The organism is Bacteroides sp. 11BF (genome assembly GCF_019633765.1).
GTDB lineage: Bacteria > Bacteroidota > Bacteroidia > Bacteroidales > Bacteroidaceae > Bacteroides > Bacteroides hominis.
The window spans coordinates 1-2,496 of sequence record NZ_JAFKPJ010000053.1 but is presented as its reverse complement, the minus strand read 5'-3'; the positions used below and the strand labels follow the sequence as shown (position 1 = coordinate 2,496).

Genomic DNA, 2,496 nt, shown 5'->3' with positions numbered 1-2,496 from the left:
TTCACGTGTAGGCTCGGCGATGGGCGCCTTACCACCTTTCGGTGGTAGGTTTCCCATAGCCTGCCCCCGAACCGTACGTGCAAGTCTCCCTGCATACGGCTCTCCACTGGTAATGTCAGTTTATTTGTCATGAGCATGAATGTTTGCATTACAATGTTTGCATACTGCCAACGTCTTACGCCATTTCTTAATCATCAGTCGGTGCCACTCCGTATCGGTATTTATACCTTTGAGTTTACGGACTTGATACATTACGGTCTTGACATTGGTTGCTCCACACAATTCACATTTGTGCTCCATGAGTCTCTCCGCAAGAGTGGGGAAAGGAAGTACAAACGTGTTAGGTAGATTATCGCAGGTTGCGTCTTTGTCCGGCTCTTGCCTTGCAAAGCCGTCATTATAGAGTATTCGGAACTTGGTTTCTCCTTTCTTTGCTTGATAAGGTATCGCCAGGTCATGGTCTCTTCTGTACTTTCGTATAACCTTGGCAGTTGATGAATTTAGTTTCTTTGCCAAAGTTTTGCAGAAACTATATCGCATTATGTAACCGAATTTACTTCCTGCAAAAGAGATGTTGTCCGCAATCCTATAATATTGGTACAAACCTCTGATTTCAGTTGTATAGCGTGCGCAGATTGTGGCTGGGTCTTCTTTGGTCAGGTAATTGCGTGGCATGGCATACCAGATTTCCTTTCCATTGATTACCCTAAGCTCCATTGCTTTCAGTTCCAATAATTTCTTTTGGACGGAGGCGATAGGCAGAGCCAGTATTATGCGTCCGCTGAACGGTCTCTTCAGCCATCCCAGCTTGTTTCGCTTCATGGCTTCGGATTTTCTGACAGAGATTTCATACCCAAGAAACTTTGCTGAATCCTGCGCATTTGTGATAAGGGTCTTTTCTTCGGAGAGTTCAAGCTTTAGTTTGTCTCTCATGAATATTGTAAAGTTCTCTTTCATTTTCGCACAGTCTGCTTTACTACCAATTACACCGATTAGAAAGTCATCGGCATATCTGATATATTTAAGTCTCTTGTAATTACTATCCATTGCCATAGATGCCGGCACTCTCCGTGTCTTAGCTTCCACCTCTTTCAGTTGTGTCAGCAATTCACGTTTCGTATCCTCATCAGTGGCGTTTCGGATAGTCTTGCGTAATCTTACAGCCTTTCGGCTGTAACTTGCGTGGAGTGGGTTTTCCCGCTTTTTCTTGCCCTTGTCGAATGATTCCGCATATTCACGCATGTATTTATCGAACTTATCAAGGTAGATATTTGCCAAGATAGGGCTTATTATCCCTCCTTGGGGAGTTCCCGAATACGTCTTGTGAAATGTAAAATCTTCGATATATCCAGCCTTTAGGAATTTCCATATCAGTCGAAGAAATCTTTCATCTGATATGCGCTCACGAAGAGTTTCAATCAGAATATGGTGGTCGATGTTGTCGAAGAATCCTTTGATGTCACCTTCGATGAACCAGTTCGCACCAGTGAAAAGAGTTTGGATGGAACGCAAAGCCGTATGACAGCTTCTTCTTGGTCTGAATCCATGCGAGGAATTCTCAAAATGTCCCTCATAGACAGCTTCAAGAATAAGTCTGACGACCTCTTGCACCATCTTGTCTTCGATTGATGGGATGCCCAATGGTCTTTTCTTCCCATTCTTTTTAGGGATATAGACTCTTCGGGCAGGCGTTGGCATGTAACTTTCATCCTTTAGCGCAGCTATCAGATGTCCTATTCTATCAACGCTCATTCCGTCAATGGTCTTACCGTCTGAGCCGGGTGTCATGTTGCCCGGTTTCGCATAAATGCTCTGGTAGGCTACATAAAACATCTGTTCATTGAATAGGATGCGGTACAACCTTTCGTACTTGTAATGCACATCTTTGCTATGTGCAGATAAACTGTTTAATATGGTCTCTGGATTTCTCATACGTCTCACACGTTATCGTTTGACAATATTAAAATTACCGAGCTGTTCCCCTTCGCCATGTACGTGGCTTTCCCACGCTCAGACTACTACGGGAACTCCGTTGCCATGCGGAGTTTTCAGAGCCTGTGCTCATAGCCTTTCGGCATCTCCGTGTAGGCAATCCCCATTTAGTGGACTTGATAACTTGGCTTGACAGACTGTCGGATGCAACGTACATCCCTTTCTGTTCTCTGACGGATATGTCGCAGTAAATTCCTTGCCCATCACTCCGTTCAATAAGCGTGGGTACTGCGAGGCAACGTATATAACTGCTTTCCGTTGCCACCTCTACATTAGTCATAGGACTATTGTTCAACCAATCAGGTTTCATCCTCGTGCCTGTCTTTTCCCATAGCAATTCAGTCGCAGTTTAGCAATTAACTGACTTATCGCGTTACCGACATGCTTCACTCCCCGTTTGGTTTCCCATTCGGATAAGTCGGTCTGGGATAGGTTTATAAATTGGAATACTAACCTAATCACTTGCCAAAGTGATTATTATCAAGCCCCTATTATGGGCGCACT

General features: G+C 44.2%; 2 protein-coding genes. Both read right to left on the bottom strand.

Annotation, left to right across the window (positions count from 1 at the left end; genetic code table 11):
- Positions 1-120 precede the first annotated feature (120 nt).
- Positions 121-1,932, bottom strand: coding sequence for a reverse transcriptase/maturase family protein (locus JZY04_RS20860; RefSeq protein ID WP_044545269.1), 1,812 nt, complete (start codon positions 1,930-1,932; stop codon positions 121-123).
- A 34-nt stretch (positions 1,933-1,966) separates the two neighbouring features.
- On the bottom strand, positions 1,967-2,302 hold the full coding sequence (locus JZY04_RS20855) for a hypothetical protein (protein WP_228683657.1): 336 nt from the start codon (positions 2,300-2,302) through the stop codon (positions 1,967-1,969).
- Positions 2,303-2,496: the final 194 nt, after the last annotated feature.